The organism is Taibaiella chishuiensis (assembly GCF_003014535.1).
In the GTDB taxonomy this organism is placed as follows: Bacteria; Bacteroidota; Bacteroidia; order Chitinophagales; family Chitinophagaceae; genus Taibaiella; species Taibaiella chishuiensis.
This window is the reverse complement of sequence record NZ_PYGD01000010.1, coordinates 25951-52185: the sequence shown is the minus strand read 5'-3', so window position 1 is coordinate 52185 and position 26235 is coordinate 25951. Positions and strand designations below refer to the sequence as shown.

Below are 26235 nucleotides of genomic sequence, written 5' to 3'. Positions count from 1 at the left end.
ATAAAATTATTATCGTTGTCTATCTTTTTTCTACGTAGAAATACGGAGGAAGCGCGCAAACAGGCAGGAATTATGTACCTTAAGCCCAGTCCTTATTGTATGCCTTTTATCCGGTACCCCCGTTTATTGTTATTGCTTGCCTGCCTGCTGTTGTGGGCCAGGTTGCCTGTGCAGGGCCAGGAGCATGTCTTACTCCGTTATACCGGCGCCCATGCTGTGAGCCAGGCCGACAGCGCCCGTATCATAGGCCTGATCAAGGCTTCGCAACGTTTTGAATATAAAAAGCTGGATACTGCTATCGCTATGGTGGACCAGGCATTGAACGAGAGCCGCAGGCTTAACTTTACCTATGGTATCGGTAATGCTTACATTGCCTATTCGATCTATGCAACCACGGCCGGCAAGTACCGGCAAAGCGACTCCTTTCTCGAAAAGGCCTATCCCTATTGCCAGGCCCTGGCCTTGCCCGGCAGCGATAACCGCCTGCTGATCCATTGGTACCAGATCGCCAGTACACAGGCGGCGTATAACGGCGACTACGACCGGTCGGTAAACCTGGCCTGTAGCGGCTTACAGCTGCTCAACCAACGACCCGGCGATACCTCGTTCAACAGCGCCCGCGTCAAGGCCTACAATGCCATAGGCTCGATGATGCAATATATGCGTCAACCCGAAAGGGCTTTTTACTTTCTCGATAAGGGTATAGCCCTGGCAACGGCAGGCAACGACCGGGCCAACCTGGCGCAACTCTACGTCAACTATGGCAGCGCCTGTAACCTGCTCCGGCAGTGGCCCCGGGCCGGGGACTACCTCGGTAAAGCCATTGCCCTGGCCAAAGCCGACGATAATACCTTTGTACTACAGGTGGCCTATCTTACCGAGGCAGGCATGTATATCGATATGGGTAAGCAGGACAAGGCCATCAACAGCCTGAAACTGGCTACGGGCGTGTCGGATAAGACCAACCCTTTTATGGCCAAAGCCACGCCGCAGCGCCTGTTGGCCCAGGTCTATTTCGACCGGGAGCAATACCGCGAGAGTATCAGTCATGCCCTGGAAGCACTGTCCATAGCCGAAAAGATGCACAGCCGTCAAAATATAAGCAATGCCCATGCCCTGCTGGCCGATGCCTACCATGCTACGGGTCAGTGGGAAAAGGCTTACACGCACCAGTTTGCCTATACCCGTATGCTCGATACCCTGCGCAATACCGCCACCCTGGCTAATATCAACCAGCTCGAGATCAAATCGAGGGTAGCCGAAAAAGACCGGGAACTGGCACAACAACAGCTTGCACTCAACCAGAAAGAAAGCGCCCTGCGCGAAAAGAACTTCTGGATCGCCGGCATCGGCGCAGGATTGCTGTTGTCGGGTACCTTGCTCTTAAGTCTGCGCAGGAACTACCGCAACCGGCAACAACTGCAGGAAAGCGCCCGCGAGGTAGAGCGGCTTAAAGCCCGTATGGACGGTGCAGAACAGGAACGGCAACGCATCGCTACCGAACTGCACGATGGCGTGGTAAGCCAGCTTTGGGGCCTCAAGCTCAACCTGGCCTCGGCGATCAGCCAGCAGGACACCGCCGGTGGAGCGCAACCCAGCGACCTGGCCAAAAGCCTCAATTACCTCGACGACGCCATGCAGGAGCTGCGTTCTACGGCGCATAACCTATCGCCGGAAATGGCGCTGCAAGCCGGCCTTATCGATGCGTTGTCCAATTTCTGTACTAAAATGAACCACCGCGGCCTTACGGACGTCGTATTCCAGGTATATGGCCAGTTGCAACCAACCGACAAACACGCCGCCCTGTCTATATTCCGGAATGTACAGGAACTGGTGCTCAATGCCCTCAAACATGCCCATGCCTCCACCGTGCTGGTACAGCTCAATTGCGAAGAGGACCTGCTGGGGGTTACCGTGCAGGATGATGGTACGGGCTTCGACCCGGCCACAGCGGCACAAGGCATGGGCCTGCGTAATGTTACCGAACGGATCCATGCGTTTCATGCAGGCATAGACCTGCAGAGCAGCGAAAAAGGAACCAGTATTTATATGGAATTTAAGTACCAACATATTGCCGGCAACGGCAAAGCCTATTAGCATTATGACCATTAAAGTAGCCATAACCGACGACCACCCTATGGTACTTGCCGGCCTCAGGCATACGCTGGCGGCCAATCCCGATATTATGCTTACCGGGGCCTATGCCACCGGCGAAAGCCTGCTGTCTGCATTGCCGGCCCTGAGGCCAGATGTATTGTTGCTCGACCTGCAATTGCCGGATATGCCGGGCAGGATGGTCGCCCTGCAGGTATTGAAACAATACGAGGATATCCGTATCCTGGTCCTGTCGAGCCAGGAAGATACCTGTTATATCCAGGAGATGATGGAGCTGGGTTGCTCGGGTTACCTGCTGAAAAGCACTACCGGTCATGCTTTGCTGCTGGATGCTATACAAAAGGTGTACTATGGCGAAAACTTCCTGGATGAAGCCCTGAGCAAACAGCTGATGACCGGCATCCTTAAAAACCGCAAGAAATCGGATAAGACCATTGCCCTGCTTACCCGCAAGGAAAAAGAGATACTGGGTTATATCGTAGATGGCGGATCCAGCAGTCATATCGCCGCGCAACTGGGTATCAGCGTACGCACGGTAGAGACGCACCGCTACAGCCTGATGCAGAAGCTGGAGGTTAAAAATGCGCCGGAACTGGTACGCAAGGCCATTGAGCTGCACCTGCTCAAATAACCGGTCGTCCCTTGCCGGTAAATGCCTAAGTTTACAGGCTGAAACACATCAACATCAACCCAACTATTTATGAAGATCACTTCCAATTTTGACAGTGGCAATATTGATATCGTGAGTATCGACGCCAACGAAGGCGATATTAAACTGAAAATCCGCCGGGATACGCATTCCGAATTCTTTCAATGGTTCCACTTCCGGTTGAGCGGCGCCCTGGGCCAGACCTGTACCCTATCGCTCCTCAATGCCGGCGAGTCCTCGTACCCGAAAGGCTGGGAAGGTTACCAGGCCTGTGCTTCGTACGACCGCGAAGAGTGGTTCCGTATACCCACTACCTTTGAGAACGGCGTATTGCAGATCCGTTTTACACCGGTACACGATGCCGTATACTTTGCCTATTTCGCTCCTTATTCCTACGAACGCCACCTCGACCTGGTACACCAGGCACAACAATCCGACCAGGTACGCATGGAAATTATCGGCGAGACCTACGAAGGCCGGCCTATCGAAATGCTGATCGCGGGCCTGCCCGACGACAGCAAGAAAAAAATATGGATCATTGCCCGCCAGCATCCCGGCGAGAGCATGACCGAATGGTTTATGGAAGGCCTGCTCGAACGCCTGCTCAACACCGACGATCCTGTAGCGCGCAAACTGTTGCAGGAGGCTTGTTTTTACATTATCCCCAATATGAATATCGATGGCGCCATAGCCGGCAACCTGCGTGCCAGCGCCTCGGGTGTAAACCTGAACCGCGAATGGGAAACACCATCACTTGAAAAGAGTCCTGAAGTATACCATACCCTGCGCAAAATGGATGAAACCGGCGTAGACCTGATGCTCGATGTGCATGGCGATGAGGTATTGCCTTATAACTTTATTTCCGCATCTGAAGGCATACCCGGTTATAACGACTATATCCGCAACCTGGAACGTAAATTTATCGAACACTGGATGGACATTTCGCCTGACTTTCAGGATACCTATAAATACGAGCTGGACAAACCCGGTGAAGCCAACCTGACCATCTGTACCAACCAGGTGGCACAACGGTTCGGTTGCCCGGCTTATACCATAGAGATGCCGTTTAAAGATAATGCGGATATGCCCGACGAGCTGTATGGCTGGTCCGACAACCGTTCCGCCATCCTGGGCGCCTCGGTGCTCAACCCCATCCTCTTTGTACTGAAAGACCTGAAATAAAATAACCGGTAACGATCATATACATAAAGCCATCCTCCGGGGTGGCTTTATTAGTTATGTGGTGTAGCTGTATTGGATTTGTTCTTTTGCTTTGGATGCAAAAAGAACAAAAAATGAGGGACGTGAGTTTCCGGTTGGTGGAATGGTACTGTTATGTCTGCATGCCTTCCTATAGGTTAGGTGTTTGGTGATCTCTAAAGCAACCTGCACGCATATAATTTACCTAGTGCTAGGTATATGTAACGTGAAATAGATATTTTATTTTTGCTCTATATTGCTTTCAATAACAAGATCAGTTGTGAAGTACTATTGTACAGCGAGCCTTGGCGCTTAGAGGTAAAGCTTACAACCTCATTACTTATAACTGCGAACACTATGCCAACGAAGTACAATACGGTAAACAAGAAAGCAGACAAGTACAAATGATGGACTGATTCGCGAAGCTTACCCGACAGTAAATGTTAATTACTAAGAGATAATGAAAAAAATATCAGTAAAAAATATTATTGCGTTTCGTCGTAAGTCTGATAAATCAAGAAAGACGTTTTTAAAATCATTAGACAAAGTAAAAGCTATCGATTCTGAAAGTGGCGGAAATTATTGGGTTAGAAGTTTAAGTGCGTTAAGCAGTACTTTTAAAAGTAACGATAATCAGCATATCAAAGACAAAATTGAAGCTGTTTCTGACGACTTTGCTAAGTCGAAACGAAAGCAAACTAAAGATATGTATCAGCGGAATCTTGATATTTTATTTAACTATGAGAATTTCGACTTTTCAACCTGGTATCCAAATAAAACTTTCAAAATATTAGAAAAAGCCAACAAAAAATCGGTTATAGAAATCAATAAAGTACCTGTACAGGTTTTGCCAAGTCAAGTCTTCACCTTTACTAAAAACAAAATCGACTACGTAGGTGCGATATGGTTTGTTGCTAAACTTGATGGATATAGTAAAGCTGAATTTGGAGCTTTTGCGGAGAGTCTTTTTATTTATTTAGAAAATAATTTCTCGAAGAAATACCAAGTCAGTTACGAAAACTGCTTAGTAGTGGACGTCTTAAACTTAGCAGAGGTGAATTACCAAATGATACTCGACCGGACCATACCAGCCATATTGGGAGATACCCTAAATTCTATAAGGGAAAACTTATAAGAATTTGCAGTTAACAAATTTCCACGTTTGTGATCAAGCGGCCCCACTGCAAGCCCCAGCCCACCCGCACCCCACCGTATCTCAGCGGTTGCTATAGTTCGTCAGCAACATACTCTTATGTCCGCCTCGACTACAATTAACATGATCTGAAAAAGTTACCAAAATTTGGTAACTTTACTAAAAACAAGGAATGTTATGGGACGAAATACCTCGGTGTCGTTGGGCGATTACTTTGAAGATTTTGTAGAACACAGCATTGCTGAAGGCCGGTACAAAAATGCAAGCGAGGTAATACGGGCAGGGCTCCGGCTGCTGGAAGAGGAAGAAAGCAAGGTTCGGGCCCTGAAAAATGCCATAGACGAAGGCATTAAAAGCGGAGTCGCTAAAAACTTCAACGCCCAAAAGCATTTAGCCCAATTAAAATCTGCAAAGCGGAAAGATGGCTAAATATGTATTGACCAACAAAGCTGTTGAAGACCTCTCTAAGATTTGGGATTATACTTATGAGGAATGGTCGGAAAACCAGGCTGACAAGTATTACGGGCTGATCATCGCCGCTTTCGAAGAAATAGCGGAAAGCCCGGCTTTGGGTAAAAGCTATGAAAAAATATCAAACGGGATCTTAGGTTTTAAAGTTGAGAAGCATATTGTATTTTACAGGGTGCTGACGCCCAAAGATGTCGAGATAATAAGGGTGCTACACGCCGGAATGGACCTGAAGAACAGACTGCTCGAATAAAACCAGGTGTATTTAAAGCATGGCAATAAAAAGGCAGTTCCATTCCTTCCAATTCATTTTACTTACCTAACCTACCACATCAATCCAATTTCGTAAAACTCAAATACTGTACAAAGCGCGGCTTGTCCGAACGGTTGATACTGGCCGTATGGGGTAAGGTTTGCAGCCATACCACGATATCGCCTTGTTGGCCGGGCACGGGTATAGCGCCGGCCTCCCGCTCGATGGCATGCTGGGCCGCCACAGGATCGTTGAATTGTTGCTGATAGGCCTCGTACCGGTGATGGAAACCGGGGATCAGGTACAAGGGGCCACGGTCTTCGGGCGTATCGTCGAGATAAATAAGCCCCTGTATATAATACTGCGCCGGCCGGTTATGATCAATATCCCAATGCAGGCGTTGATGCTGGAACTGCCAGTCCTGCGTTTCGGGCGGGTTATAACTTACCTTATCGGTGTCGGCTACGATATGGGATGTTTGATACAGTTCTGCAAAGAGTTGCTTTATGGCAGGATGCTTACGGATGGCTTCCATATCGGGCTGCTGGTATACCTGTAACATCAGGCCATGCCAGTCCTTGTGATTTTGATACCAGGTGCCGGCATCGCTGAGATCGATATCCTGGTAGTCGCAGATAAATTGTTTTACCCGCTCACAATACACAAGGGGCACCAGGCCGCTGATCCTGAGGTAGCCTTGCTCTTGCCAGTGTTGCCATTGTTCGGTACTCAAAACAGATGTTTGGTTGGACAGCGTCTCTGTGGTTTCCGGTTTGTCGAACAGACTGCCGGCCTCGGTTACATTTCCGGCGCCCCGGGTATCGAGCAGCCATTGCTTAAAATCGGCCTCTGAGCGGCATTCGTTATAGAGATAGCGGAAGGTTTCAAGTTTGCCCAAGCCGTGCAGGGCAAGCCAGCGGCTTTCTATACGATCGAAGCCCGGCATCTGCGGGCGCGGCTTGCCTGCTTTTATATCGAGATGGGTATGTACAAAATGGTGGATGAATTCCTGGCTGGTCATGGGGACACGAATGTAATGGTTTTTAAATGTCCCATTGCCTATTTTTTTAACACATCGGCGAGCTCGGTTACTTTATAGTTTTCATCGAGGTCGATAAAATGCTTGAACAATGCCGCATGGCCGGCGCCTACAATGATCATGATGCGTTTGTCCTGCTCTGCGGTTAACTTCTGCACCAGGGAGTACATGTATAAGTTGCGCCGGTACCAGGCATCGACTACCGAAGCTCCTGTAAAATCGGTGAGCGCCCCACCCTTGTTCAACAGGGTAATATACATGCCGAGATTTTTATCGCGGGTTGCTTTTGTATTTTCTTCCAGCAATATCCGGGTAAGCGACATCTTTTTCATCAAGGCATTGGCATGTTCGCTAAACGCCACGATCTGGTCTTCAATTTCCCGCTGCAGCGTGGTCTGCCCGGCCTTCTGTATGGCCAATTGCAGGCTGTCGAAAGGCCAGTTCATTTGTACATCTATGGCATGGATTTTCTGAAGCCCCGCCAGCTTTCCGGCCCGGAACGCTAACTGGAATATTTCGTTTTGTGTATAAAACGCATTATCCGGGTACTTGCTTTGTACCCAGGAAAAATATTGCCCCTTCCGGTACAGATCATAGAGGGTATCGAGTGCAGGTTGATCATCATAATCCCACTCGACAAATATTTTATCGGGACGAAACTTTTTAATCTGCGCGGCAAGTACTTCCAGCTCCTGCTGCGCTTGTTTACTCATTACATTAAAGGTCTCCGTCTTGGCCAGGTCGGCGCCGGGATTATTAAAATGAAAGACGCCCAGGAGGAGCGCTTCTTTTGCCGTATTTTTTGTTTGCGCCGTGGCATAGTTCCAAAAACATAATAGTGCGCATAGAGCGAGGTATCTTTTCATAATTGCTTCTTTGTTGCAAATAAATGGAAAACAGGAACCGTTCTTTTTTGTGTAAAAGGTATATTTTACCCAGGCAGCAAAACACTTTACGTAAAGCAGGTATAGGCTATTGGCTATAGTGTTTTACCGGACTGTATTTAAAAACGTGCTTACATCTTCTTCCCACTTTACCGCATAATCGCTCAGGTAACTTTCGTGGCCTGCTAAGGGATAAGTGACCAGGGTTTTAGGCCCTGCAAGGTTGTTGTAGATATTATCGATCTCCTGACGGGTGACCCGGTCGTCTTTTTCACCGTATAACAACAACACCGGTATTTTTATGCGCCTGGCATACTCTTCGGGATTATGGCGAAAGGCATTAAATCCATTCTCCAGCCCACCCCAGAATACAAGCAGGTCGGACATGGGAAATGCCGGCACTTTCATCATGGCAAAACGGTTCTTTACGGTTTGCCGCATACTACCGAAAGGACATTCGATAAGGAGTGCTTTTACCGGCAAGGTATGATCTGCCGTGGCTTTCATAACGGCAGCAGCCCCCATCGAGGTACCAAACAGGATGATATGATGTTCGCCCTGCCGGCTGAGGTAATCCACGCAAGCCTTTACCTGGCCCGCTTCTTTATAACCGATGGTGCATTGGTTGCCCTCGGATGCGCCGGCGCCCATAAAGTCGGGCAGGAATACCTGGTAGCCCATGGCAACCAGTGCATAAGCCCGGTCGAGCATTGATGCTTTACTACTGCCATAACCATGACACATGACTACGGTTCCTGCTGCGCCATGGGTCTTTAACCACCAACATACTATTTGTTTATCGCCGTTCAGGGTCACGGTTTCGAAAGGTATTGTTGGCCGGACCTGGTTCTGAGGCCTGGGCAGGCTTACACCCGTAAACAGTAGTTGGGCCTTTTTAAGCAGGGGCATATTGGCAGCTTCTTTGGGCTTGATGTCTGCCGCGGGATCGAAATGCGTAAACTTCCAGGCATGGAAGGCAGCCATAATATTCATCAATACCAACAGGATGCCTGCCGTTATAAGGAGTTTACGTAATAATTGTTTTCTGTTTTTCATGTTGGGGTGATACAACCAAGTAACGACCGGATGCCCGTGTTTATTATCGGGCGAAGATGCGGAAACATACCTGCCTTATGGATTGGGATCGCTGAAAGCCGGGTTGGTAATAAATGAAGAATCGGTAAGGGTGTGCAGGAATGCGATGAGATCGGCCCGCTGTACGTCGTTTAAGAAAAGGCCGCGGCCCAGCGGTACGATATGTTCATCGATATTCGGACTCTTTTGCTGTAAGGATGTGCTATAAAAATCCAGTACTTCGCCGAGGTTTTTAAAACGGCCGTCGTGCATATAGGGCGCAGTCAACGCCACATTGCGCAGGGAAGGCACTTTCATGCGGCCGCGATCGGTTTCTTTACCGGTAGTATTGTATAAGCCGGGTTGCGGCGCCAGGTCGAGACCATTGTTGCGGAAAAAATTATCGGTAAGTAATACATCGCTATGGCAATGATTGCACTGCCCTATCCCGAAAAAGATGTCGAGTCCCCGTTCTTCCTGTGGGGTCAATGCCTTTGCATTACCTTCAAAATAATACTGGTCGAAACGGGTGTTGAAGGATACCAGGGTTCTTTCGAATTGCCCCAGGGCTTTCATCACCAGGTCGCTGTTGATCTTACCGGGACCAAAGGCCTTTTGAAACTGGCGTACATATTGCGGATCCTGCTGTAGCCGCTCCAGCACTAAGCCCCAGGTATTGGCCATCTCGAGTTTATTGGTAATGGGATCGGTTACCTGTTCTTCCAGCGAAGCTGCACGGCCATCCCAGAAGAAATGTTTGCCCCAGCCCAGGTTGACGAGGCTCATGCTGTTGCGCACACCCGGCTGACCGTTTACCCCTGTACTGAATTGCTTATTGTCTGCAAAGGCGAATTCCTGTTTATGGCAGGAGCCGCAACTGATGGTATGATCCGCGCTGAGCCTTTTATCGTAAAAAAGCTTGCGCCCCAGGGCCACACCTTCTGCAGTTACCGGGTTATCTTCTGGTATGGGCATCGGGTCGAAGTAATCGCCTACAAACCCGGGCAGGTTTACGTTATAGGCCTTATGCCTTTTCTTGTCTTTACCGGCGCTGGTCTGCAATACCAATACGCCCGACAGCACTGCCGCTATAACGAGGAGCTTCTTCATTCTGCCACCTGTTTTTCCTGCTCAAACCTGTTTTTGCTCATTTGCAGGGCCCGCCTGATGGCTTTAATGATCACCCCGTTGTCGCGGGGCGAATAACCCAGCCGCTTATAGTAGCCTTTATGTCTTTTGCCGCCGCCCAGTACCAGTATCGTAGGCATACCCATACCGCCGTAAAAGGCAACTTCTGCAGCGCCTTTGGTAAACAGGGCATCGGTGGTAAACCGGTTGCTTTTTTTCCATTGTTGGAGGCTGCGGCAATCGGTCCGGTCTTCGTACAACGTCTGGAAGTACAGGATGCGCCCCGGGTGCAGCTCCCGCAGCGAGTTTACGATCCTCTCCAATCCTTTGCCCGCGGTAATACAGGGCCTGCAATCCATCATCACATATTCGTGCACCACTACGTAACCGCTGTCCAGCAAGGCATACAGGTCATAGGTACGGCCGGTTATACAATCCTGCTTTACCCATTTGGTGGTATTGTATACATCCGATTTAGGGAAGGTAAGGTTATGCGTATGGTCTTCCTCGCTTTGCACAAACTGGGCAAAACACAAGGCAGGCAAGAGCAGCAGGCATAACAGGTACCCCAGTTTTACGGACATCGGTCAAAGTTAATAAAGATTTGATAAAGCCTTAAAGACGGTCAAATCGCGGGACAAGGATAGTATAAATTGCTTAGTTTTGCCGCTGAAAAAAAGATATAAGCATATAATGAATTATATACGTTTGGTTATATGGGCGGCTATGCTTGCTGCATCCCTGTTTATTTTGTCTTCCTGCGGAGGCGGCACTACGCAAAAAGCCCCGGATGTGAGTACCGTAACCGTTCCGTATAAGTCTTATCCCTTTTACCGCGATTTTTCGGCAATAGATACCAATCATATTGCTGAAGGCTTAACCCGGCTTAAAGCAAAGTACCCCGGCTTTCTCGACTTTTATCTCGATACCCTGATCAGTTCCGGCACGCACGGGCACTATACCGATACCAGCAGGTTCCTGAAATCTTTCCTGACGTATAAAGATTATCGTGCACTGTTCGATACGGTTAACAAGGCCTTCCCGGATACTAAAATTTACGATGAACAATTAAAAGACGTATTCCGTTATACCCGTTATTACGACAGCAGTTTTACTGTTCCGGAACATGTATACTATTTCGTGTCGGGGCTTAATCTCTATACGGCCGTTACCCATAACGAAACGGACCTGGGTATCGGGCTGGATATGTTCCTGGGTCGTGGCTTCGAGCCCTATGCCCGTGTACAGATCCCGGAATATGCAACCATCAGGTTTACCCCTGAAAATATACCGGTATGGGCAGCCCGCGCTATTTATAACAGCAAGTACCCCTGGAACCCGGAAAACCAGAACCTGCTGGAACTGATGATACAGCGGGGCAAGGAGATTTATTTCCTGGAAAAAGTACTGCCCGGTCTGAAACCGGAATTATTGCTGGGCTTTACCCCCGGACAACTAAAGTGGTGTAATGAAAATGAAGCCCTGATCTATAATTTCTTTTACCAGAGCAAATCCAGCCTGCTGTTTGAAAAAGACATGCAGAAGATCATGCGTTTCGTTACCGACGGTCCGACTACGGGTGGTATGCCCAACGACAGCCCGGGCAATACCGGCAGCTTTATCGGCTGGCACATTGTACGTAAATATGCGGCGCAAACCCATGCTTCCATGCATGAGGTACTGGAGGCCAAAGATGCCCGGCAGATCCTGCAGGCAGCGCAATACAAACCCTAAGTTTTTTCTTTATTCCTGTTCTTCAATACTGTACGGCATAAAAACGGCATAGTTTTTGTGCATCTCCTAAAAATTTAAAAATTAATTCTATGAAAAGAATTTTTTTACTGTTAGGTCTGACTTTAGCCGGTAGCTCCGCTAACGCCCAATTATCCTATTACGATGCGCTGAGTAAGAAGAATGCAGAGACTAAAAATGTGGATACCGTGGCTTGGATATACAACGGTACACTCAATATCGGTATCAACCAGGGGATATTGCACAACTGGGCTGCGGGTGGCGAGTTGGCGTCTTTAACGGTGAACGGCCTGTTTAACGGCAGTCTTACCCGGTACAACAACCGCCTGCTCTGGACCAATAACCTGGACGCGGCCTACGGCCTGTTTTATGCGCAGTCCAACTCTTTTGTACCGCGTAAAACCGACGACCGTATCGACTTTACCTCTAAATATGGCTACCGTCTGAGCGATTCGGGTAACTTCTATTTTTCCGTATTGTTCAACGCCAAATCGCAGTTTACCAAAGCCTATAACTACGATGCCCCCGAGTGGGACACCTTTTCTACCTCCAAATTCCTGTCGCCGCTTTACCTCACACTGGCCCCGGGTGTCGAATACCGCAAAGGGAGCCAGATCAGTATCTTCTTCTCGCCTGCCGCCAGCCGGTTTACCTTTGTCGACAAATACTATACGATACGCAACGAAGCGGGTGCTTTTGGTGTAGAGAACGGCAAAACCATGCGGTTTGAGCTGGGCGCCTACATGTCGGCCCGTTATGTGAAAGATCTGACAAAACAGATCAGCTTCCGCAGCCGCCTGGATATGTACAGCAACTACCTGGCCAAAAATGTAACCAACGACCAGGGCGAGGTGGTTAAGAAAGATAACCCGGGTAATATCGATATCTTATGGGATAACTTTATCTCTTTCAAATTTTATAAGTACTTTTCCATCAATTTTGGCGTAGTAGCCATTTACGACAACGACGTGCCTTATGTAAAGACCTACCCGGATGCCAACGGCAACCCGGTAGACAAAAACGAGCCCTACCAGGGTCTTGGCTGGTGGCAGGTAAAACAGGTAATGAGCGTCGGCTTTAATTACAAATTCTAAAAGCCGGGTATACCGGGGAGCGCAATAAAAATGTCTACAACCTACCAGATAAAATTACCCCAGTTTGAGGGCCCGTTCGATCTGCTGCTGTTCTTTATCGAACGCGATGAGCTGGACATTTATAATATACCGATTCATACCATTACCCAGGATTTCCTGAGTTATATCCATGAACTCGAGTCCCTGAATATAGAGCTGGCCAGCGAATTTATCCTGTTCATATCCACGCTGATGCGGATTAAGGCCAAGATGCTGCTACCCCGCCGCGAGGTGGATGCGCTGGGCAACGAGATCGATCCGCGTCATGAACTGGTAGACAAGATCCTGGAGTACAAACGCTTTAAAGAAGCCTCGGCCGCTATGGCTGTAATGGAGTCTGAGCGCCTGCTGCAGCAGAAGCGGGGCAATATACGCAAAGAGCTGGAGGACCTCGGCAACCAATATGCGGAAGGTACCGAAGTGCAGACCGTGACGATGTATAAGCTGATGAGCACCTTCGAAAAGCTGATCAAAAAGCTGAACGAGCGCAACAATAAGCCCCAGCACGTTATCGTCAAGTACAACTATTCGCAGGAAGGCCAGCGCGAATACCTGGTCCGGGAATTGCAGGCCCGGAAGAAGGCAGCGTTCGAAGCCATCTTTGCCGTTTGCGAAACCCGTATCCATGCGATCTTTACCTTCCTGGCCCTGCTCGAACTGATCCAGCAGAAATACATGACGCTGCTTACCGGTACCGGTCGTAACAATTTTATCGTGGAGTGGAATGAAAACCGTGCCGAAGATATAGGCGAAAATGATACTCTGGCCACACAGGAGCCCGAAGTATAGAAGAAGACTATAATATACCGAACCGGATCTGCGGATCCGGTTTTTTTATGGAAATACGTGTAAATACGCATTGCAGCCTAATAAATATTTTATATTTTTACCGTGTAAAACAGTTCTTTTTAACCGCCAGCGAAGATAAAACCTGGACTCCACCGGCACCCGGCCCCATCCCGTTCCCCGCAATTTGTTATCCATAAACCGAAAACCATTCCTGTTTAACGCTTCGAAACTAATCGGTATGAAAGCTAAAATTATAGGAATCCTGCTTGCTATTATCCTGGGTTGCCTGATTATGGAGATCAGGATATAGCAATGTCCAACACCACACACAACTGCACATTTATAATACCATACAAGAACGGCCGGGAAAGATCCCGGCCGTTCTTTTTATAATGATATAGTCGATTGTTGTATTTACGGCTCAAGTAGAAAAGGGAACAAGCGGAAAAGTTGGGGGACTCCGGTGTACTTACCCTGGTTTTTTATTCTTCTTTGTCTTAATACAAAGAAGCAAAAATCAAGACTGTAGAAAAAGTGCTAAAAATGCCTTGTACGCCTAAAAGAAATAAGTCCGGGCATTAGTAAAAATTGGACGAAGGAATGACGAACGAACTAAAGTACAGGGCCAGACTGTGGGAACTGTATTTCTTTCTATACGGCGTCCTGCAGCATTTATTCGCTGTATTTTTTATTTTCCTATTGTGCTCATGAGCGCTACGCGGTTTATTAACGCCCTTTTTCTAAAGGTCGGTATGTTTGGTCGTTTCCTGGCTTGACGTCCCGGCAGTGCATGTAATGGGCGTTGGGCAAAGCATTTCTACGCGGTGGTGACCATATGTTATAACCAATATGCACCTGTTCGCTGCGACGCCGCGCTCGCTGCGAGAAAAAATGAAATTCGCCGGATCACATTCGCCTGCAAGGACCTGGTATTATAGTACATTTATCTATCCTGGATAGCTTAAGCGCTCCCTATTTATTCTCTTTGAATAATTAATAAAGGAACACATCGGCAGGCTCGATTTTCAATACCCCTGGAAATTGGGAAATTGCGCTTGATCTGTATTTACCAGCTGCCGCTTGCGCCGCCGCCGCCAAAACTGCCTCCTCCGAATCCACCGAATCCGCCACCACCCGAGCTGCCGCCACTGCTTCCACCACCCCAGCCACCGCCGGAACCGCCGCCGCCCAGCATATTGCCCAGGATCATGCCGGTAAAGAAATCGGCACCACCCCTGCGGCTGATATACCTGCCACCGCCGCCACCGCCGCGCGAGGAGAAGAATATAATGACCAGGATAATGATGATCACGATCACCAGGACGGGAATACCACCGCCACCCTCATCATCGGTATTGGTGTTCTCAGCCGTGTATTCGCCTTTCGTCGCCTGTATCAGCGCCGTGGCCGCCTTTTGAAAACCGTTGTAATAATTGCCCGTCTTAAACTCGGGCGCCATTTCGTTGCGGATAATACGGCCGCACATGGCATCGGTAAGCGCGCCTTCCAGCCCGTAACCCGGAGAGATATTGATCTTGTGGTCGGTACTCGACACCAGCACTACGATCCCGTTTTTGTTCTTTTTAGAACCTACGCCCCAGCGGTTGCCCAGCTCGGTAGCATATTCGGCAACATCGTAAGGCCCCAGGCTTTTTACGGTAACGATCGTGATCTGGTTGGAGGTTTCGCGGGCAAAGCTCACGAGCTGTCCTTCCAGGTTCTGTTGTTGCGCGGGCGTCATCAGCCCGGCGAAATCGTTAACCAGCCGGGGCGGGTTGGGCGATTTGGGGAAATCACTGTCGGCATCGGCAAAAACCTGCAGTGTCGAAAAGGACAGCAGTATATATAAACAAAAGGAAAAAACTCTTTTAAACGAAAACAAACTCATGGTACCGTGGATTCAGATTAACACCTACTAATCACCGAAAACGATATCGTCCGGCAATTCATTCTTATCTGTTTTACTGTCGTAAGGAAAGTGCTCGGAGAGCGACATGCCGATATGTTGTACACAAGTGGCAATACCCTCGGCAATACGGTTTTCTTGGAAAAAACGGCGCAGCAACTGTACTTCCTGCCGCCAGTATGGATCGCCGCCGGTCTTGCGGTGAATACCCTCGTCGCCATACAGCGCCAGCTGCCGGTCTACAAGGGCAATATAGACCAGTACGGCATTGTGGTTGCTGGTCTCCTGCATTTTCAGTTTGAAAAACACTTCGCGGGCCCGGTCCATACTGTCTACATAAGCGCAACGGGATTCCATATACACCCGGATCTCCCCCGAGGTATTCCGTTCGGCTTCCTGTACGGCAGCTACGATCCGCTCCTGTTCGGCAGCGGAAAGCAGGGGCTTCTTTTTCGGTTTAAACAGACCAAACATATCGGCTATAATTGAAAAAAGCGGTGTTACCCGCTTTTAAGAATTTAAAATTTTACTTCAGGATTTTTTTCGGCCCCGGCTTCGGCTTTAAACATGCCTTTTTCTTTGTAGCCAAACATACCGGCAAACAGGCTGTTGGGGAAGCGCAGCACCTGTACGTTATAGGTTTCTACCGCTTCGTTGAAGTTTTTGCGGGCCAGGGTGATCCGGTTGTTCGTGCCGGTCAGCTCGTCCTGCAGCGCCAGGAAATTGCTGTTAGCTTTCAGATCGGGATAAGCTTCGCTCACAACCATCAGCCTGCCAAGCGCCTGGGTAAGCTGACCCTGGGCCTGTTGGTATTCCTGGATCTTTTCGGGAGAAAGGTCGTTGGCATCGAGCTTGATCTGCGATGCTTTGGCCCTGGCTTCGATTACGGCGGTCAGCGTGTTCTGCTCATGTGCAGCAGCGCCTTTAACGGTATTAACGAGGTTCGGGATAAGATCGGAGCGGCGTTGGTACTGGTTTTCTACTTCACCCCATTTGCCCTTAACGCCCTGGTCGAGGGTAACAAGATTATTTTTAACGTTGCAAGCCTGGCAACCGCCAATCAGCACGATGGCCAGTATAACCAGTAACGCGATGAGTCCCTTTTTCATGTTTTTGTTTTTTAATTTAATAATTTTCTCAAAAATAATTGAAATGTTTTGATTGCTCCTGTTTTTTTTCGGTAAAAAAACGGCAGGATACGGTAGAAACCGGTAAGGTTTAAGCGACTGGTTTGCAGCCCACAAAACCTGTCTTGTACCAATCTAGTTGCGGCTGTCGATACCCCAGTACAATTTCTGCCTTACGGTTTTCAGGAAGTTATGCTCATCCAAACGGATCAGTGAAATATAGAAGTTTTCTTTTTTGATCGCCAGCTGTACATCCTTGGTAATGGTTTCCATACGGGAGTCCATTGTACATAAGAAGTTGTCGGTACGGCCTTCGATCTCGAAGGAGATCACATTATTATCCGGCACTACGATCGGCCTGATATTAAGGTTATGCGGCGCCACCGGTGTGATGACGAAACTGGAGGTTTGCGGAAATACCAGCGGCCCGCTACAGCTCAGCGAATAACCGGTGCTGCCCGTAGGCGTGGATACGATCAGGCCATCGGCCCAATAGGTATTCAGAAACTCGCCGTTGAGGTAGGTATGGATCTTGATCATCTGCGAAGAGTCTTTCCGGTGCAGGGTAAACTCGTTGAGCGCAAAAGGACTGTCGCCGAAGAGCGGTACACTGGAGTCGAGATGGACCAGCGAACGCTTGTCGAGGGTATAGGAACCGCGCAGCAAACTCTGCAGGGCAATATCGATCTCGTTTTCGGGAATGGCCGCCAGGAAGCCCAGCCGGCCCAGGTTAATGCCGATAATGGGGATACCCGAATCGCCGATAAAACAAACGGCGTCCAGCATGGTACCATCGCCGCCCAGGCTGATCATAAAATTGGTATTGCGGCTCAGGTCGCCGTAACCGGTAAAAAGCAGTGGTGTCTGTTCGAAAACGATATGGGGTTGCAGCCGTTCGTAAAAGTCTTTGAAAACGGTAACCTGTACATTATTTTGTTTCAGTACCTGGAAAGTGTGTTTCAGTACCGGCAGGTCCGATTCCTCAAACACACGGTTATATAAAGCAATGAGCATTATGTTCTGTATTTGGCGGTGAGCAGTTATTCTCCGTTACGGTGTAAATATAAAGCTTTCTGGTTGAGATGGTTCACCGTGTACTCAATCCTCACTTTAATATCATATAAGGTGACGATATCCAGGCCGATGCCGCCGGAGTAAAGCATCTTGTTGTAGAGGTTATCGCTTACGGGGTATTTGTTGTAACCGGCGCCCACATCGCCGTATATTTTACCATATACTCTTATCGGGATTACCTGGAAGAAACGGATGGGCAGGTTGATACGCACGTTCAGCAATTCTCTTTTCAGGTTGGCCCGGAGCAGGCCGAAACAGGAACCGTCGATCACGAAGTACTCATAACCCCTGATATAATCAAACTCGTAACCCAGGTTTTGCCGGAAGATATATGGTTGTTTTTGCGGTATCGACACCCGGCTGCGCAGGATAAAACTGGCATACCATTTTTTGCTGAGCTTCAGGAACTGGTCGTAATGCAGGTTAAGGCTGCTTTGCCAGGAGCCGCCCAGCAAGGCAACCTTCTGATCAAAGGTACCGATAAAACGGTTGCCGGTAAGCGGGTAGTTCCAGTTATCGACGCCGTTGTATTCGAAACGGTAACGCAGTTGCAGCACATCCTCCTGGGTACGGCCACCACCCAGGAATTCGGGGTTAAGCTCGCTGATGGAGTCGCTGATCCAATAGTGGTGAAAAGACAGTTCAAAGGTATGGGTGGTGGCATAGGCCGGGCGGTAGGTATACCAGGCGGCCAGGTCCAGCCGGCGTTGCATATAATTATGGTCGCTGCGCAGGAACTTCAGTTTGTTGAACTCGGTCATATAGGCAATCTCCCGGTTCTGCAGGGCAAATATGGAGGCGCCGTAACCGTGTCGCTGGTTCTTATCGGCAAAAGGCCGGCTGTAGGACAAGCCCAGCTTTTGGGTATACCCTACCTGGGCCGAAGCGGAAATGACCTCGCGGTTACCCCTGAAATTATTATGGTTGATGGACAGGCCCAGGTTAATGCGGCGCAGGTCCCGGTTCTGTTCCGTCCACCATACGTTAAAGTTACGGTCGGCAAATTCGAGATTGCCGCCAGGCATAATCGGGAAGCGGTCGAGCACAAATATTTCCATGCTGATGGAATCGCCGCTAAGCGGTTCCCAGGAAATTTTGACATCGTTAAACAAGCGCAGGTTAAACAACCGGAGTTTGTTCAGCTCAAGCACACTGCTTAGGTCAGCCGTAGGGATACAATTGCCGGTGTGGACGCTCAGTTCCCGCAGGATAATGGCATCCCTGGTTTTGCGGTCGCCGGATATATGGATCGCTTTGAGGTAATTGCATTTTTCCGTAGCGGGTACGGCAGTATCGGCCTGCCCGTGAGCAAGAACAGAAAACAGTAAACATACAAACAGAAAAAGCCGGCGCAAAGGGATAGAGATCGGTTTTAAAGGGCGCGCAAAGATACTATTGTACAGCTAATTGTGCCTCAACTTTGTTTTATTTTATGAAATTCATATACGAGGCCGGCCAACCTGTTTTCGCCCGGCCTGCGCTCCTTACCGGCAGGCATATCGTTGTGCTGTCTCCTACCCTGAATATCATGATCAATTTTTTTTATAGATAACAGGCTGTACATTCTTTACCTTTGTGTTTTCATGGTGATAGGGTTTATAGGGCTGGCTCGTTTTCGGGCCGGCTTCTTTTTTTTATAAAGAGAAAGCCGCCCTTTACAGACGGCTTTCTTTGGTCATAGAAGTGGTTCACTTCCCAGCCCCTAATTCATTTTAATTACTTTTTCTGCCTTTATAAAATTGCCGTCCTTATCGCGCAGCTGCAACAGGTATATACCTGCAGCCAGGCCACTGATATCGATTGCGCGGGCGTCTTTCTCGTTAATGAGCACACCGCCGTCTACCCGCAGCAGCAGGGCATTTACTTTTACCGGAGATTTAATATACAGCCTGTCTTTTGCCGGGCTCGGATAAATGCTGATCTGGCCGGCAATGCCGTTCGGATCATGTATCGCGGTAGGATTGTAGTTAAATGCTGCGGAAGTATTACTGCATCCCGAACCGTCTGTTACTTTTACAGTATAACTTCCGGCCTGTCCGCCGGTATTATACGTAGCTCCGGTAGCGCCGGGTATAATAACGCCGTCCTTATACCACTGGTAGGTAACCGTAGGTGTTACCGGCGTAACGCTGAGCGTGCCACCGGCATTGGTAATCACCGGTAAGGCTGGCTGGGCGCGGAATTCGGCTACTACCGGCAAGCCAAAGTTATTCTGCGAGAAGCCGGGACACTCGACCGGCGAACCTTTTACGGTATAATCCCCGGACGCAGTCGCTTTGTACACGACATTATTAGCACCAGGTATTACAGCGCCGTTCTTATACCATTGTACCGATTGTGTATAGGGGGGCAGTACTTCGAGGAATAAGGTGTCGCCGCTGCACAACAAGGCCTCACCCTCATCACCGGTGGTAAAGTTGCCGGAACTGGATACGCTTAAGGAAGCAAAGGCCCATCCGTCGACCAGTACGCTATCGGTATGTACATTACAGCCCATAACCGTAACTGCTGCGCTGAACCAGCTGCCGGCATCGGCAAATTGTTCTACCGGGTGCGTTTGGCTGGTTGCACCGGGAATCAATACGCCATCTTTATACCATTGGAAATTGCTGCCGGAGTCTACCGAAAGCGTATCCACAGCGCTGGGGCACAGCACCAGGTCATCGGGCGAAATATGCGCTGTAATATAGGACACATCGATATCAACGCCCAACATGGCGATATTATTCGGACATACTGCCGGTGCACCCTGCACGATATACGTGCCGGGTTCGGTGATCTTCAGTTGATTGGTGGTAGCGCCGGGTATGGCTACGCCGTTTTTAAACCATTGTATATTGGCCGGGTAGGAAAAGGTAAGAATCATCGTATCTACGCCGGGACATAACAGCGAACTACCATCGTTGGGATTGATGGTATACGTACCACCATGCGCCACGAAGGGGGGCAGGTAGGCCCAGCCGTCGACGAGTACGGAATCCGACATTTCGGTGCAGGCGCTCTGCGTGGCGCTTACCTTAAAATAAGAACCTGCAGCAGTAGCCTGGTTGATGACGAGGTATTGCAGGGTGGCGCCTGGTATTACCGCGCCGTCCTGGTACCATTGATAACTGTCGTAGGCTTGTGTCCATAAGGTATCGGTCTCATTCGGACACAGTACCACGTTACCGGGGGTAACGGTGGGTGTAAAACTACATTGCGCAGCCGCTTCACCACCCGCCAAACCCAGGAAGAGCAATGCACTTACAAAGGATAATTTTTTCATAGTTAGTTTTGATTTCTGAACAAATTTTTAAGAATAACAAAGCTATTTTTATTCCCGGCCTGTTGTGCTGTTACATATACCGCATTCTGAAAATGGGTATTTATACCCATTTTTAGCCCCGCGCAGGTTATGCTGCCTTGTTATTGCTTACTTTAGTTGCTCCCATATTGTACGATCAAAATAACCCGCTTATGAACAGGAAGGCCAGGTATTATATCCTGTTGTTGCTTTGTTGCGCTTTAGCGGCCGGCGCGCAGGAACCCAAAGGACGGCTGAGCTCCGGTATGCGCACGGTACTGGATACCGGCGCCATCAGGAAGCTGATCGACTCGGCCGTACGGCTATCGCTTACCGATCCGGGAGCGGCTTTGGGCCTGTTGTCCGAAACACAGGCGCAGAGCGAATGGCAGGCTTACCATACCGGTACGGGCAGGTCGCTGCTCGAAGCCGGCGTCATTTATACCACCCAGGGTCTTGACGAAAAGGCGGTCCCGCTGCTGCGCCAGGCCAAACCGCTCCTGGCGGGTACCGCAGAAGGCCGCCGTTATGTACCCGAGGTGATTGCTACACAGGGGCGCATACATGCCGCCCGGGCAGAATATGAAACCGCAATAAAGTACTTTTACGAGAGTATTGCCACTGCTGCGAAAGTAGCGCCGGAAGCCAATCTTGGCTATGTATACTGCAACCTGGCGGGTGTGCTGACCCAGATAGGCCGTACGCCCGAAAGTGTAAGGACCTATTTAGACAAGGCCGAGCAATCGGCGCTGCAGTATAAGGACTCGGCATTGCTTGCCCGGGTCTACAACAACAGGGGCTTTGCCTCCAATACCCTTAAAACCTGGGATAGCAGCCGGCTCTACTTTAACCAGAGCCTCGCCATAGCCCGGGCGAAAAAGCTACCGGTATACGAACACCTGGCACTGACCAATATCGGCATTACCTACCTGGAGCAGGCCCGGCCGCAACAGGCGCTCCCCTATCTCGAAGCCGCCAATAATATGACCGCTACCCTGCCGGGCTACAGCGTAAACCTGGCGCAGGGCGCACTGGGACAAGCTTACGTACTGCTGGGCGATTACGCCCGTGCAGAGCCCATCCTGCTACGGCAATACGATGAAGCCGTGGCGCAACAGCAGCCGGGCAATATACGCACCGCACACTATTACCTGGCCCAGCTCTACGGCGCCAGGAAAGATTACGACAAAGCTTACCGCCATGCCATTGCCTATATCGATCTCAACAATACTTTAAGCGGCGCAGAGATCATTAAACACGTCAACGAAGAGGAAGTAAAATTCAGAACAGCGGAAAAAGACCGGGACCTCTTGCTGAAAAAACTGCAGATCGAGCGACAGCAAAAAGACCTGGAACGCAAGAACCGCTGGATCACCATTACCGTCGCTATTGTCGTGATCGTATTATTACTGGTGTTCTTTACCATTAAAGGATATCGCTCGCGGCAAAGGCTGATGAAGCAGAAGATGGATAACCTGGAACAGCAACGGGAAATAGAACGCTTAAAGGCCGATACTGAAGGCGAAGAACGGGAAAGGGCGCGTATAGCAAGGGAGCTGCACGACGGCATTGGCGGCCTGGTAGCCGCGGCACAGATCAATATGCGTACCCTGGGTAAAGAGGTAGGTATCGTACAGGAATCGGAAACCTACCGCAGCACGCGACAGATACTCGAAGAAGTAGGCTCCGAACTGCGCAAGACGGCACACAACCTGATGCCCTCGGTACTGTTACACCGCAATATGGAAGAGGCAATCAGCGTATTTTGTAACTATATCCGGCAGACCCAACGGCTTCATTTTGACCTGCAATGTTATGGCGATTTCAACCTGTTGCCCGACAGCTATAAGGTAACCGTATACCGTATTGTACAGGAGCTGATCCACAACGTGGTCAAACATGCGCAGGCCTCCTCGGTGCTGGTACAGCTTATGTTCCAGCAACCCCTGCTCAGTATTACCATCGAGGACAACGGCAAAGGCTTTGCACCGGATCCGGCAAACCCTAAAAAAGGACTCGGGCTTAAAAATATAGAAGAACGGGTGCAGTCCATCCGCGGCTCCTTCTCGATCGACAGTACACCGGGCAAAGGCACTTCGGTATATATAGAGCTGGACATACCTGCCGGCCTGCCGGAAACCAAACGGGGCAAGGATAAGAGCGGCCCTGTACCCTTAAATGACCTCCATGAAAAAGATTGATATTGCTATAGTAGACGACCACCCGCTGATCCAGAAAGGTCTGCATGATATGTTCCGCTACCTGGATAGGTTTAACCTTATTGCAGGTTATAACGATGGCGCCAGCCTGCTGGAAGGGCTGAAACAAAGGCAGCCGCATATCCTGCTGCTCGACATCCACCTGCCCGATCATTCGGGCGAAACACTGGCCCGTATTATTTCGAAGAGTTATCCGTCGATAGGTATTATTGCCCTGACCAATTTAGATAACGTGTATTATATCCGCTCTATGTTCAAGGCAGGGGTGCAGGGCTATGTGCTCAAAACGGCATCCGAAGAGGTGATTATCGAGGCTATAGAAAAGGTATATGCCGGCGAACAGTTTCTCGAAGCCAAGTTGAAGGAGCTCGTATTGCAGGCAACTTTAAGTGAAGGTGGCAACCAGCGTCAACCTCATCTCTTACTGACCAAAAGGGAGCAGGAGGTATTACAGATGATCGCCAGTAATATGACCAGTAAGGAAATAGCGGAAACCCTGTTCCTGAGTAAACGCACGATCGATCACCACCGCAATAACCTGTTGCTGAAACTGGATGTAAAAAATACCGCCGCCCTCATCGCCAAGGCCATAAAATTAGGGCTGGCCCATACCTGAGACCAGCCCTGAACGTATATTATGAAAACGCCAGCCCCCTAGCTTATCTCGGCAAGGCTTTCGGCAACGGCTTTAATCGTATGGTCCAGGTCGGCAGTACTTAAGGCATTGCTGATAAACCAGGTTTCGAAAGCCGATGGCGGCAGGTATACACCGCGGCACAGCATGGCATGGAAAAACTTATTGAAACGCCCGTTGTTGGCAGCGGCAGCCGATGCAAAATCGTTTACGGGCTGTTCGCTGAAATGGATACTGAGCATACTACCCAGGCTGTTGATCACATAAGGTTGCCCCCATTGCTGCAGTACGGTATCCAGGCCCTGGCGCAGATAAGCCGTCTTCTCGTCCAGCGCGGCATACAGGCCGGGCTGTTCCTTTAATTCTTTAAGTAAAGTATAACCGGCGATCATAGCCAATGGATTACCGCTTAAAGTGCCCGCCTGGTAAACATTGCCCAGGGGGGCGATATGCTGCATAATTTCCTTACGGCCGCCGAAGGCGCCTACCGGCATACCCGCACCGATCACCTTACCATAAGTTACCAGGTCGGCATCGATGTGCAACCTTTGCTGTGCCCCACCCGGCGCCAGGCGGAAACCGGTCATGACCTCATCGAAGATCAGTAACATGCCTTCTGCATCGCAAAGGGTACGCAAGCCTTCCAGGAAGCCAGGTTCGGGCAGGATACAACCCATATTACCGGCAACGGGCTCGATAATGATTGCGGCGATCTCGTCTTTATGCGCGGCTACCAATGCTTTAACCGCATCCAGGTCGTTATAGGCACAGGTCAGCGTATCGGAGGCCACGCCGGCCGTAACACCAGGCACCTGCTGTATATTGAAGGTAGCCACGCCACTGCCTGCTTTTACGAGAAAGCAATCGGCATGACCATGATAACAACCTTCGAATTTGATAAATTTATTGCGCCCGGTATAGCCGCGGGCCAGGCGTATCGCGCTCATACAGGCCTCGGTACCGCTGTTCACCATACGGATAAGGTCTACATTGGGCGCCATGCTTTTAATCAGTTCGGCCATCTCGATTTCGAGTTCGGTAGGTGCGCCAAACGATGTGGAATCAGCCACTTTATCCTGTATGGCTTTAACCACCGGCGCATAGGCATGCCCCAGGATCATAGGTCCCCAGGAGTTGATATAATCGATATACCGGTTACCATCGGCATCGTACATATAAGCACCTTCGGCCCGTTGCATAAACAAGGGCGTACCGCCTACGCTTTTAAAAGCACGTACCGGCGAGTTAACGCCGCCCGGGATCGATTGCTGGGCACGGGAAAAAAGCTGTTCGCTTTTTGCTTGTATCATAAGTATTCAGAAGTTGTTATGTGCAGTAGAAATTATTGGAGCAGCATGGCTGCATCTTTGGCAAAATAAGTAGCCACCAGGTCGGCGCCGGCCCTTTTAATGGAGGTCAGGCTTTCGAGCACGGCCTTCTCTTCGTTGAGCCAGCCCATTTTTGCCGCGGCCTTGATCATCGCATATTCGCCGCTTACATGGTAAGCACTAACAGGTACGGTTACCCGGTCTTTGATCTCGCGGATAATGTCGAGATAAGCCATGGCAGGTTTTACCATAACTATATCGGCGCCTTCTTCAATATCCATCAGCGTTTCCTTAATGGCTTCCTTCCGGTTGGCATAGTCCATCTGGTAGGTCTTTTTATCGCCGAAGCCCGGAGCGCTGTCCAGGGCATCGCGGAAGGGACCATAAAAGCAGGAAGCATATTTGGCGCTGTAGCTCATAATACCGGTACGGGTAAACTGCGCTTCTTCGAGTGCGCTGCGTATCGCGCCTATGCGGCCGTCCATCATATCGCTGGGCGCTACGAAGTCGGCGCCTGCTTCGGCATGACTCAGGCTCATCCGTACGAGGGCTTCAACGGTTTCGTCGTTTACAATTTCGCCGTCTTTTACGATACCGTCATGCCCGTATTCGGAGTAAGGATCGAGCGCCACATCGGTCATCACGATCATACCCGGTACGGCATCCTTGATGGCCCTGATGCTGCGCTGCATCAGCCCGTCCTTGTTCCAGGCCTCTTTACCGGTGTTGTCTTTCAGTTCATCTTTACTTTTAACAAAGAGCAATACACTCCTGATACCCAGGTTCCAAAGCGTTTTTACTTCCTGTATAGTGAGATCGATGGAATAACGGAAATAACCGGACATAGAGGGAATCTCTTGTTTATACTGTTCGCCCTCATCGATAAATAATGGGGCTATAAAGTCGGCAGGGGTCAATACGGTTTCGGCTACCATGCTGCGTATCGCCGCATTGGTGCGTAGTACCCGGTTTCTTCTCTGAAGTTGCATAGTCTTGAAATTTTATGCGCTCAGCCAGGCTGAAGCGC

The 26235-nt window shown here is 49.7% G+C and carries 25 protein-coding genes; 12 read left to right on the top strand and 13 right to left on the bottom strand.

The window, feature by feature from the left end; all coding sequences use genetic code 11:
- Nucleotides 1-72: 72 nt before the first annotated feature.
- From B0I18_RS20115 to B0I18_RS20085, 7 genes are all read left to right on the top strand, one after another.
- Entirely contained in the window at nt 73-2097 is a 2025-nt protein-coding gene (locus B0I18_RS20115) for a sensor histidine kinase (protein WP_106524554.1), read from the top strand.
- A gap of 4 nt (nt 2098-2101) precedes the next feature.
- Nucleotides 2102-2746 carry a LuxR C-terminal-related transcriptional regulator gene (locus tag B0I18_RS20110; protein ID WP_106524553.1) on the top strand — a complete coding sequence of 215 codons (645 nt, stop codon included), beginning with the start codon at nt 2102-2104 and terminating at the stop codon, nt 2744-2746.
- Between the two features lie 69 nt (nt 2747-2815).
- Complete coding sequence (locus B0I18_RS20105; RefSeq protein WP_106524552.1) at nt 2816-3946, top strand: M14 family metallopeptidase; 1131 nt, start codon at nt 2816-2818, stop codon at nt 3944-3946.
- A 308-nt stretch (nt 3947-4254) separates the two neighbouring features.
- Entirely contained in the window at nt 4255-4380 is a 126-nt protein-coding gene (locus B0I18_RS25545) for a lecithin retinol acyltransferase family protein (RefSeq protein ID WP_106524551.1), read from the top strand.
- 44 nt (nt 4381-4424) lie between these two features.
- Entirely contained in the window at nt 4425-5099 is a 675-nt protein-coding gene (locus tag B0I18_RS20095; RefSeq protein ID WP_106524550.1) for a hypothetical protein, read from the top strand.
- 195 nt (nt 5100-5294) lie between these two features.
- The gene (locus tag B0I18_RS20090; protein ID WP_106524549.1) at nt 5295-5546 is read left to right on the top strand and encodes a type II toxin-antitoxin system ParD family antitoxin; all 252 of its coding nucleotides are present in this window, start codon (nt 5295-5297) and stop codon (nt 5544-5546) included.
- Nucleotides 5539-5838, top strand: coding sequence for a type II toxin-antitoxin system RelE/ParE family toxin (locus B0I18_RS20085; protein ID WP_106524548.1), 300 nt, complete (start codon nt 5539-5541; stop codon nt 5836-5838). Before B0I18_RS20090 ends, B0I18_RS20085 begins: the two co-directional genes overlap by 8 nt.
- A gap of 79 nt (nt 5839-5917) precedes the next feature.
- Here the strand turns inward: B0I18_RS20085 and B0I18_RS20080 are convergent, their stop codons facing one another.
- The 5 genes from B0I18_RS20080 to B0I18_RS20060 form a co-directional block, all read right to left on the bottom strand.
- Nucleotides 5918-6859 (bottom strand): phytanoyl-CoA dioxygenase family protein, encoded by a 942-nt coding sequence (locus B0I18_RS20080; RefSeq protein ID WP_106524547.1) that lies wholly within the window; start codon nt 6857-6859, stop codon nt 5918-5920.
- A gap of 38 nt (nt 6860-6897) precedes the next feature.
- The gene (locus B0I18_RS20075; protein ID WP_106524546.1) at nt 6898-7743 is read right to left on the bottom strand and encodes a DUF5694 domain-containing protein; all 846 of its coding nucleotides are present in this window, start codon (nt 7741-7743) and stop codon (nt 6898-6900) included.
- 123 nt (nt 7744-7866) lie between these two features.
- Nucleotides 7867-8817 carry an alpha/beta hydrolase gene (locus B0I18_RS20070; protein WP_146146821.1) on the bottom strand — a complete coding sequence of 317 codons (951 nt, stop codon included), beginning with the start codon at nt 8815-8817 and terminating at the stop codon, nt 7867-7869.
- Nucleotides 8818-8892: 75 nt separating this feature from the next.
- Nucleotides 8893-9945 (bottom strand): cytochrome-c peroxidase, encoded by a 1053-nt coding sequence (locus tag B0I18_RS20065; RefSeq protein ID WP_106524544.1) that lies wholly within the window; start codon nt 9943-9945, stop codon nt 8893-8895.
- On the bottom strand, nt 9942-10547 hold the full coding sequence (locus B0I18_RS20060; RefSeq protein WP_106524543.1) for a hypothetical protein: 606 nt from the start codon (nt 10545-10547) through the stop codon (nt 9942-9944). The genes B0I18_RS20065 and B0I18_RS20060 overlap by 4 nt, the downstream gene beginning before the upstream one ends.
- Before the next feature lie 109 nt (nt 10548-10656).
- Here B0I18_RS20060 and gldB point away from each other — a divergent pair, with 109 nt between their 5' ends.
- The 3 genes from gldB (at nt 10657) to B0I18_RS20045 (ending at nt 13637) form a co-directional block, all read left to right on the top strand.
- Nucleotides 10657-11697: a gliding motility lipoprotein GldB gene (gene gldB, locus B0I18_RS20055; RefSeq protein ID WP_106524542.1), complete on the top strand. Its 1041-nt coding sequence runs from the start codon at nt 10657-10659 to the stop codon at nt 11695-11697.
- 89 nt (nt 11698-11786) lie between these two features.
- Nucleotides 11787-12809, top strand: a complete 1023-nt coding sequence (locus B0I18_RS20050; RefSeq protein ID WP_106524541.1) for a DUF3078 domain-containing protein — start codon at nt 11787-11789, stop codon at nt 12807-12809.
- A gap of 30 nt (nt 12810-12839) precedes the next feature.
- Complete coding sequence (locus tag B0I18_RS20045; protein ID WP_106524540.1) at nt 12840-13637, top strand: segregation and condensation protein A; 798 nt, start codon at nt 12840-12842, stop codon at nt 13635-13637.
- A 1066-nt stretch (nt 13638-14703) separates the two neighbouring features.
- Here the strand turns inward: B0I18_RS20045 and B0I18_RS20040 are convergent.
- The 6 genes from B0I18_RS20040 to B0I18_RS20015 all read right to left on the bottom strand — a co-directional run bounded on the left by B0I18_RS20040 (nt 14704) and on the right by B0I18_RS20015 (nt 21009).
- Nucleotides 14704-15525 (bottom strand): TPM domain-containing protein, encoded by an 822-nt coding sequence (locus B0I18_RS20040; RefSeq protein WP_106524539.1) that lies wholly within the window; start codon nt 15523-15525, stop codon nt 14704-14706.
- Between the two features lie 27 nt (nt 15526-15552).
- Entirely contained in the window at nt 15553-16017 is a 465-nt protein-coding gene (locus B0I18_RS20035; RefSeq protein ID WP_106524538.1) for a TPM domain-containing protein, read from the bottom strand.
- Nucleotides 16018-16061: 44 nt separating this feature from the next.
- Nucleotides 16062-16652 (bottom strand): LemA family protein, encoded by a 591-nt coding sequence (locus B0I18_RS20030; RefSeq protein WP_106524537.1) that lies wholly within the window; start codon nt 16650-16652, stop codon nt 16062-16064.
- A 153-nt stretch (nt 16653-16805) separates the two neighbouring features.
- Nucleotides 16806-17684, bottom strand: a complete 879-nt coding sequence (locus tag B0I18_RS20025; RefSeq protein ID WP_106524536.1) for an NAD kinase — start codon at nt 17682-17684, stop codon at nt 16806-16808.
- A 26-nt stretch (nt 17685-17710) separates the two neighbouring features.
- A complete protein-coding gene (locus B0I18_RS20020; RefSeq protein ID WP_106524535.1) occupies nt 17711-19099 on the bottom strand; it encodes a BamA/TamA family outer membrane protein in 1389 nt (462 codons plus the stop codon).
- A gap of 347 nt (nt 19100-19446) precedes the next feature.
- Nucleotides 19447-21009, bottom strand: coding sequence for a T9SS type A sorting domain-containing protein (locus B0I18_RS20015; protein ID WP_106524534.1), 1563 nt, complete (start codon nt 21007-21009; stop codon nt 19447-19449).
- A gap of 191 nt (nt 21010-21200) precedes the next feature.
- Here B0I18_RS20015 and B0I18_RS20010 point away from each other — a divergent pair, with 191 nt between their 5' ends.
- A complete protein-coding gene (locus tag B0I18_RS20010) occupies nt 21201-23228 on the top strand; it encodes a tetratricopeptide repeat-containing sensor histidine kinase (protein ID WP_106524533.1) in 2028 nt (675 codons plus the stop codon).
- Complete coding sequence (locus B0I18_RS20005; RefSeq protein ID WP_181358548.1) at nt 23215-23862, top strand: response regulator; 648 nt, start codon at nt 23215-23217, stop codon at nt 23860-23862. The genes B0I18_RS20010 and B0I18_RS20005 overlap by 14 nt, the downstream gene beginning before the upstream one ends.
- Before the next feature lie 38 nt (nt 23863-23900).
- Here B0I18_RS20005 and hemL read toward each other — a convergent pair whose 3' ends face one another.
- Nucleotides 23901-25190, bottom strand: coding sequence for a glutamate-1-semialdehyde 2,1-aminomutase (gene hemL / locus B0I18_RS20000; RefSeq protein ID WP_106524531.1), 1290 nt, complete (start codon nt 25188-25190; stop codon nt 23901-23903).
- Between the two features lie 32 nt (nt 25191-25222).
- On the bottom strand, nt 25223-26197 hold the full coding sequence (hemB, locus tag B0I18_RS19995; protein ID WP_106524530.1) for a porphobilinogen synthase: 975 nt from the start codon (nt 26195-26197) through the stop codon (nt 25223-25225).
- Nucleotides 26198-26235: the final 38 nt, after the last annotated feature.